This is a genomic window from Endozoicomonas sp. ALE010, from assembly GCF_049310165.1.
GTDB lineage: Bacteria > Pseudomonadota > Gammaproteobacteria > Pseudomonadales > Endozoicomonadaceae > Endozoicomonas.
In genome coordinates, this window is sequence record NZ_JBLYNV010000045.1 from 42322 (window position 1) to 49878 (window position 7557).

Below are 7557 nucleotides of genomic sequence, written 5' to 3' on the forward strand. Positions count from 1 at the left end.
CCTCATGGCTGGTGATTTTGGTTTAAGAGACGGTTTGAGAGGCCATCCACATGTCCAAGGTTTGTCAGGTTACCGGCAAGCGCCCGGTTACCGGGAACAATGTTTCCCACGCTCAGAATAAAACCCGTCGTCGCTTCGTGCCTAACCTGCACCACAAGCGCTTCTGGGTTGAAAGTGAAAAGCGCTTTGTGCGCCTGCGTGTTTCTGCAAAAGGCATGCGTATTATCGACAAGAAAGGCATTGATGCCGTTCTGGCTGATCTGCGCGCCAGCGGTCAATCTTTTTAAGTCGAGATAGCTAACTTAGCAGGAGCATAAATCATGGCTAAAGGTATTCGTGAGAAAATCAAGCTGGTTTCCAGCGCAGGCACTGGTCATTACTACACCACCACCAAGAACAAGCGTAATACGCCTGACAAGCTGGTGTTCAAGAAGTATGACCCGGTTGTTCGCAAGCACGTTGAGTACAAGGAATACAAGATCAAGTAAATCTTGTTTGCTTTGCTCTGGTCCGTATCAGGCAAACTGATACGGACCGCCACTCACTTCTGTTGCGCTTTCCCCCCTCTGTTAATATTCCTGCTCAGGATCAAAACCTGCCATCCCCTGCTTTGCACTTAGTAACTGTGTGCTCTCACTACTGTTGCATTGTGGTTGCACTGTTATAATGCGCGCCATTCAAGAACATCAGCTGTAGGTCATGATGAAACCGGAACTCCTTTCGCCAGCCGGAACACTGAAGAATATGCACTTTGCTTTTGCTTATGGTGCAGATGCTGTTTATGCTGGCCAGCCCCGCTATAGTCTGAGAGTCCGCAATAACGACTTTAAACTGGATAATCTGAAAAAAGGCATCGATGAGGCTCACGCCCTGGGCAAAAAACTGTATCTGGCCAGTAATATTGCGGCCCATAACAGTAAGGTGAAAACCTATCTCCGGGATATGGAGCCGGTTATTGCCATGGGGCCTGATGCACTGATCATGTCCGATCCGGGTTTGATTATGATGGTGCGTGAAACCTGGCCGGATATGCCAGTCCACCTCTCGGTTCAGGCGAACGCAGTGAACTTTGCCACGGTAAAATTCTGGGCCAGGCAGGGGGTTGAGCGGATTATTCTGTCCCGTGAGTTATCCCTGGAGGAGATTCAGGAGATCCGGGAAGAGTGCCCTGATACCGAGATTGAGGTCTTTGTTCATGGTTCGCTCTGTATCGCTTACTCGGGCCGCTGTCTGCTCTCCGGTTATATCAACAAAAGAGACCCAAACCAGGGAACCTGCACCAATGCCTGTCGCTGGCAGTATCAGGCCCATGAGGCGAAAGAGACTGAGAGCGGTGATGTGATTCCGGTCAGTAGCAGCCCGGAAATGGTTACTCCAACCCTGGGGACTGGCGAAACATCTGACTCTATTTTCCTGTTGCAGGAAAGGGGGCGTCCGGACCAGTATATGCCTGCTTTTGAAGATGAGCATGGCACTTATATTATGAACTCCCGGGATCTCAGGGCTGTCCAGCATGTTCGTCGCTTGACGGAGATGGGCATTCACTCCCTCAAGATCGAAGGGCGCACCAAGTCTTTTTATTATGTTGCCAGAACCGCCCAGGTATACCGTCAAGCCATTGATGATGCCGTAGCGGGGAATCCATTTGATATGGGCATGATGGACACTCTGGAAAATCTGGCCAACAGAGGTTATACCGAAGGCTTTTATCGTCGCCATGTGCACGATGAGTATCAGAATTATGAAACCGGTAACTCACGGGAAAGCAAGCAGCAGTTTGTCGGTGAAATTGTTGAGTTTGACGATCAGCAGCTGACGGTGGATGTGAAAAACCGCTTTGAGTTGGGGGATACCCTGGAGCTGATGACCCCCAAAGGCAACTATGTGTTTAATCTGGAGCATTTGGAAAATCGCCGTGGTGAACGTATTGATGTAGCTCCCGGATCGGGCCACCTGGTAAAAATACCAAAGCCTGACGGTGTGTTGCCAAATGCCCACTCACTGCTGGTGCGTAATCTGCCCTAATCCGGTGATACTCTGAGTCGATAAGATCGTTATGGATCTTACGACCTTTACCAGTATTTTTTCCAGCTCTGCCTATAAGCCGTTAAGCCAGCATCGACAGGTGATCCTGGATGCCCTGGTGCTATTGAACAGGCAGTTGCAGAGCCGGTTAACTGCCGATGACCAGTGGCATGAACGGGCGAAATGGCTTGTTGATTTTCTGCCCGCCGTGGAAAAACTGGAGCAGGAAATTCTGGCCAGGCTCAACCAGCCAACATTGACCGCGCAGCCCAAGGGGCTGGTGCTCTCCCTCTTACAGACTCAGAATAACCTGGCACACCTGATCTGCCGACTGGCTGAGCGATTAACGTACCGACCTCCCAGGCTTACCGAAGACTTGCAGCGTTCTGTTGAACAGTTGAATCAACACTTTGCCAGCGTTGTTTATAGCTTGAAGTCGGGCGTTGCAAAACAGGACCGCCTGGGCATCGCAGGATTTAGAAAACAACAATCCCGGGCTTTGCTGGAGGTTAATCAGGAAGTAAAGATGGCTGTGGATGAACTGCGGAATATGATTTCAGCCTGCAAAGGTGAAGTCTTCCAACATGAAGGCGAGTTGGACCCACTTGATATGGCCCTTTTACTACTGTCCCTTGAAGATATGGATGACCTGACGCTCTGGATTCGCTCAATGGTCATCCACATGCAACAGCTGTAACTGATCAATGTCGGTGAGATGAGAAGCGGGATTTTTACAGAATCCTGACTTTACTTGATAATGCACTCTGCCCGCTTTTTCTGAGTTTTTTCCAGGTACTCCTGAAAGTCTTTTGGTAGTCTTCCAGTGGTTGAGCCTTCCCAGTACACAGTTTGTCCGGCTGGATTTTCATATTGAAAGGTATGCTTTGCGACAGTTCGTCGGCGTTTGCCCGTTTTGCCCGGGTCGTTAATGTTGTCCAGATCTGAGAGCGTAATACCAAGTTCCGCCATTTCTTTGTGTATAGCGACAATGTCTTTCATCTTTTTCTGTCGTTTTGCATCCTCTTTAACCCTGGATTGCAATTTTTCCTTATGTACCCCTTTCAGGCGGTCCAGAATTTTTTCCAGCTCCTGAACACTGACATCTTTGAATAGCGAGCGAATCCGGGATTTACTACCTAGCCGATGATGTAACTCATCCAGTAATTTCATTGTATACCCTCAATCTACTGGAGCCTTTGACCGTATGAGGCAATAAATAATGCATCAACACGGACATTAAGAAAGTCGACAAATATCTGTAACGCAAGACTGGAACGGTTACCTGTCAGTTACGCAGGTATGGGGTAATTCACAGAATGGTTCTGCTTATTACTCGTTCGATATGAATAAAAGTAATGTATTTTGTTTGATTGGCAAGAAAATGGTGAGTTTGACCCTTATAAAATGCTGCTCTTCATTTTACTGGTTACCCCTGTTAACAGTCGGTTACTGCCCTCTATTTATCAAGTTATAAGGCACATGTTTTATTCAGATACTTTGCTGGATTGTATTGCGTAAGTCAGGGCCGTAGCCCTTGCTCAATGCGGCTTTTTGTTGTCATCCATGTTGCAATATTTGACCAGACCCTTGCTTGCGCCCCGTCGTTTTTCAGCCAGGGCTGAACCGTCTTCCCGATGGTGATTAATTGAAGAACAGATACATTGGAGGGATCCTGTTTACCCGTCGATAACAGACGCTATAGCCCCGTATTTTCTGCTCATGGCGATTGGGGGTTACCGGTTGGCCTGGATAAGTGACTAAATATGCTCGGACGCGTAGTTCTTCCAACAGCACTGCTGCTATTGACTTACGGCTTTTGGGTTAGCTCAGAGCTTCAGGTGATCACGGCAGGTGTGGTTATTTTTCTGCTGGGCATGGTTTATCTGGAAAAAGGGTTTAAGGTCTTTACGGGGGGGCTGCTTGAGGCGTTCCTGCAGAAAACCACTGACAGTCTCTGGAAAAGTCTGGCCTTTGGTATCACCACGACCGCAGTCCTGCAGTCCAGTTCGCTGGTTTCCGTCATTGTTATTTCATTTCTCAGTGCCGGCCTGATTGGCCTGGCTGCCGGCGTTGGCATCATTTTTGGGGCAAATTTGGGCAGTACTGTCGGTGCATGGTTAGTTGCCTTGTATGGTATGAAGTTAAAGCTGATTTCCTATGCCATGCCATTACTCGTTTTCGGTTTGATTTTGAGGAGCCAGCGGGAGAAAACATTCAGCGGCTTCGGCTGTATTTTGCTGGGTATAGGCTTTCTCTTTCTTGGTATTCATTACATGAAAGAGGGTTTTGAAGCATTCCAGACTGTGATTGATTTCAGCAGCTTCTCAATGGAAGGAATGCAGGGCATTCTGGTCTTCACACTCTTTGGTGTTCTGGCCACCATCATCATGCAGTCCACCAATGCGGTATTGGTGCTCACCTTTTCAGCCCTGGCAGCGGGGCAGTTGACTTACGATAATGCGTTAGCACTGGCTATCGGTTCAAATATCGGTACAACCATAACGGCAGTGCTGGGAGCGATGGGGGCAAATGCAGCAGGGAAGCGATTGGCTGTGGCACATATTACGTTTAATGTGGCCACCGCTGCTCTGGCTATCCTTTTGTTGCCCCAGTTAAAAGTGCTTGTGGATTTTACTGCCGGACTCTTTCCAATCGGGGCAGACGACTACACTCTGAAGCTTGCGCTGTTCCACAGTCTCTTTAATGTCATGGGAATAGTGGTTCAACTTCCTTTTTTCCAGCTGCTTATCCGTTGGCTGGAGACGCTCTTTGTCGATCCTGACAGGCAGTCTCATCTGAATCTTGCCACTGAGGATAATCCTGCCATTCACCGGGCGCGCTACTTAACCCCGGCAACACTGAATTATCCGGATACGGCGCTAAGAGCCCTGACCCGGGAGTGCGACCATTTATACAGAAATACACTCGAACTGATCTGTTATGGAATATATCTTACCGGCGACAAGCTGAGGGAGTCGGACAGTCTGACGGATCTGGTGAACAGCTGGATGCGCGATGATCAGCCATGGACCATAAAAGAGCTGTATATCCGACATATCAAAGGTATCTATGCGGACATTATTCACTATTCAGGAGCCATAGAAGGGAATCTTCCCAGAGCGCAGGTGCAGGAGTTATTTGCACTTAAAGTTGCCTGTCGTGATTTTGTCCAGGCCATCAAACATGTCAAGCATATCTATAAAAATATGGGGCATTACCTGCATTCGGATAATGAGCAGATACGCCACCAATACAACCAGCTCAGACTGTGCCTTGCCTCTGTCCTGAAGCTTATTGATGTATTGGGAGTCCGACGCAATTATGATCATATTCGTCAGCATGCGGAACAGTTAAAGCAGGAGCTGAGCGAGCAGGATGAGCAGATGCACAGAAAACTGAATGAACTCATTCGCTCCAATCAGGTTGACTCATTTATGGCCAGTTCTTTGATGAATGACAGTGCTCATGTACATGATGCCTGCACCAGTCTTATTGATGGAGCCGTGATTATGTTGACCAGGGATCGCGAAGAATATCGAGAGATCGATCTTAATTTTGAGGCTCGTTCTACTCCCCCAAAAAACGTTGCTGGTTCTTTTGAAAAATGAGTGGGCTATGAATTACTCACTGACCGACCTCGTTCAGGTTTCCAGACTCGGGAGAAGTGGCAACTATTATGTATGCAGTGACTCCAAGGGAATTTTCACACCCAGAAGTTCATAAGCGAAGCGGATAACTGCTACCTCTGCTGCCCTGATGTCGTCATTAGCAAGTTGGGTTTTGCTGGCAGCCCCGGCGAAATTCAACACGAGATTTGCGTCGGCAAAACGGCCCAGATCTATTGAAAAAATACCAATTTCTTCCGTCAATCTCTCAATTTCTCCTTCTTCTGCCAATCTCTCAGCATCCGAATGATTCTCACTGACTGCCAGTGATAACATCAAGGCTGCTTCATTGCTCAGGGTGGCCGGATTGTCGCTTTCCTTCGCCAGCAGTGTTACCAGTTCCCCCTTCTGGTTGTCCTTCAGCAGCTGGATCAAATCTGACTCCGGATTGAACAACGCCTCCTGAAGTCCCATGTATATCTGAGCCAGCTTTTCGGCACATTCAGGCTGCCTGGGGTAGCTCAGACAGGCAGAGAGGCGGGCGACGGTTTCCCGGTTAAAGTTGCCATAGGGTACTGGCTCATCCAGACATCCGAAGCCCCAATTGCCGGTAATCTGCCTGCCTGCCAGGGTTAATGCATCTTTCAGCTGCGTCTGCTGTTGCAAAGTAAATTCTGGCTCCGGGAATGCGCAGACAATAAAGTGCTCCAATAATGGTTGTCGATAGTTGAATGTCGTTGGTTGACCCTGATGTACCTCGGGCTGGGTAATTACCAGCTGATTGTCTTCCGCCGCTTTGTTTCTTAAAGTCGCGCTGGGATCGGAGTCTGGAATGTCATGGAATTTCTTGGCAAATAACTCAATTGATTCCTGATCCATGCAGTTGTTAGCGGCCAGCAGGATTTTTATGGCGTTCAACTGGCTGGATTCTGCAATCAGGATTGAATGCAGATTAAAGGCAGTGGTGAAGTTATGGCAGATGTGCGCGAGTACATGTGCAGGAACCTGTTTCAGGTTTTCACCCAATTGATTAAGCCGGTTGGCCAGGACCTCCGCCCCCGGCTGATTACCAAAACTTTCAGTCGTGTACTGGTTTGTTGACTGCGTTGTCAGAAGCTGATGGACAGGATGAGCCAAAATGGCCCGGGTTGTGTGGGTAGCTGGAAGAATCATAGAAACACCTGTTAGTTAATAGGGACAACCAGTTTCCATAAGCTACACGCAAGCTAGAAAAGCCAGTGATATCCTGAATTTATATCAAGCAGGCTGAGTGAACAGCACTGATCGTATGTAGACCTGTCAGGTCAAAGACCCGAACAGTTCGTCCGTACTGTTTTTGACACTGTGCGGTCAGATTAGTTCCTCACCACGTTGTTATGTACGTTGTTGAACCAAGCCGCTAACGCGGCAAAAAATACCGTTCATTCCAACCTGTGAGAAATATTCCGGCCCTGCTTCTTGACCAGAAACTGCATGCCGAGACCAGATACAACCCGAATCAACATGCCGTTCTTTCAACCAATTTTCGTCCTGCCAAAGACCTGAAGCTGTTTGGCTGGTAGCTGTGCTCTTGCCAGAAGACGACAACAGATAGTCTGAGTAAAGTAGCAATTCCCGCAAAAAATAGAAAAATGAAGATTTTCCCTTAATTGTTTTATTGATTTTTTAGACACAATTAGACACAAATAGAACCATCAGAAAAAAAACTGATCAATAGGTTAACTTAAATACACTGAAGAAAATGGTTTTTTATTGGTAACTATGCCGTATCAGGGAATAAACTCCGGATGCTTATCATTTTTCGTTTTGGCTGTTCACCAGGTTTAACTCGCTTGCCTTTTGCTTTTGGTTCAGGTGCTCCCTGCAATATCAGCCCCTTCATGAATAACGCCCAAGAACTAACCACGAAAATCTCAAAGAAATTTCT

At 47.8% G+C, this 7557-nt stretch carries 7 protein-coding genes; 5 read left to right on the plus strand and 2 right to left on the minus strand.

Translation table 11 applies throughout. The features are described 5' to 3' along the window. The first annotated feature begins 50 nt into the window (after positions 1-50). The 4 genes from rpmB (at position 51) to ACO6UY_RS17195 (ending at position 2722) form a co-directional block, all read left to right on the plus strand. A complete protein-coding gene (gene rpmB / locus ACO6UY_RS17180) occupies positions 51-287 on the plus strand; it encodes a 50S ribosomal protein L28 (RefSeq protein ID WP_101745336.1) in 237 nt (78 codons plus the stop codon). Positions 288-320: 33 nt separating this feature from the next. Beyond that, positions 321-488 (plus strand): 50S ribosomal protein L33, encoded by a 168-nt coding sequence (gene rpmG / locus ACO6UY_RS17185; RefSeq protein ID WP_034834535.1) that lies wholly within the window; start codon positions 321-323, stop codon positions 486-488. Positions 489-699: 211 nt separating this feature from the next. Further along, complete coding sequence (gene yegQ / locus ACO6UY_RS17190) at positions 700-2025, plus strand: tRNA 5-hydroxyuridine modification protein YegQ (protein WP_422444337.1); 1326 nt, start codon at positions 700-702, stop codon at positions 2023-2025. Positions 2026-2056: 31 nt separating this feature from the next. Further along, on the plus strand, positions 2057-2722 hold the full coding sequence (locus ACO6UY_RS17195; protein ID WP_422444335.1) for a hypothetical protein: 666 nt from the start codon (positions 2057-2059) through the stop codon (positions 2720-2722). A 50-nt stretch (positions 2723-2772) separates the two neighbouring features. On the opposite strand, the gene ACO6UY_RS17200 is transcribed toward ACO6UY_RS17195, so the two are convergent. Continuing rightward, positions 2773-3195 (minus strand): H-NS family nucleoid-associated regulatory protein, encoded by a 423-nt coding sequence (locus tag ACO6UY_RS17200; RefSeq protein ID WP_101745333.1) that lies wholly within the window; start codon positions 3193-3195, stop codon positions 2773-2775. A 593-nt stretch (positions 3196-3788) separates the two neighbouring features. Between ACO6UY_RS17200 and ACO6UY_RS17205 the strand changes: the two genes are divergently transcribed. Beyond that, positions 3789-5633 (plus strand): Na/Pi cotransporter family protein, encoded by a 1845-nt coding sequence (locus tag ACO6UY_RS17205; RefSeq protein ID WP_422444332.1) that lies wholly within the window; start codon positions 3789-3791, stop codon positions 5631-5633. 66 nt (positions 5634-5699) lie between these two features. Here ACO6UY_RS17205 and ACO6UY_RS17210 read toward each other — a convergent pair whose 3' ends face one another. After that, on the minus strand, positions 5700-6803 hold the full coding sequence (locus ACO6UY_RS17210; RefSeq protein ID WP_422462047.1) for a hypothetical protein: 1104 nt from the start codon (positions 6801-6803) through the stop codon (positions 5700-5702). Positions 6804-7557: the final 754 nt, after the last annotated feature.

Coding starts and splice junctions, on each gene's coding strand:
- rpmB (WP_101745336.1), top strand. CDS start 51: ATGTCCAAGGTTTGTCAGGTTACCGGCAAGCGCCCGGTTACCGGGAAC.
- rpmG (WP_034834535.1), top strand. CDS start 321: ATGGCTAAAGGTATTCGTGAGAAAATCAAGCTGGTTTCCAGCGCAGGC.
- yegQ (WP_422444337.1), top strand. CDS start 700: ATGATGAAACCGGAACTCCTTTCGCCAGCCGGAACACTGAAGAATATG.
- ACO6UY_RS17195 (WP_422444335.1), top strand. CDS start 2,057: ATGGATCTTACGACCTTTACCAGTATTTTTTCCAGCTCTGCCTATAAG.
- ACO6UY_RS17200 (WP_101745333.1), bottom strand. CDS start 3,195: ATGAAATTACTGGATGAGTTACATCATCGGCTAGGTAGTAAATCCCGG.
- ACO6UY_RS17205 (WP_422444332.1), top strand. CDS start 3,789: ATGCTCGGACGCGTAGTTCTTCCAACAGCACTGCTGCTATTGACTTAC.
- ACO6UY_RS17210 (WP_422462047.1), bottom strand. CDS start 6,803: ATGATTCTTCCAGCTACCCACACAACCCGGGCCATTTTGGCTCATCCT.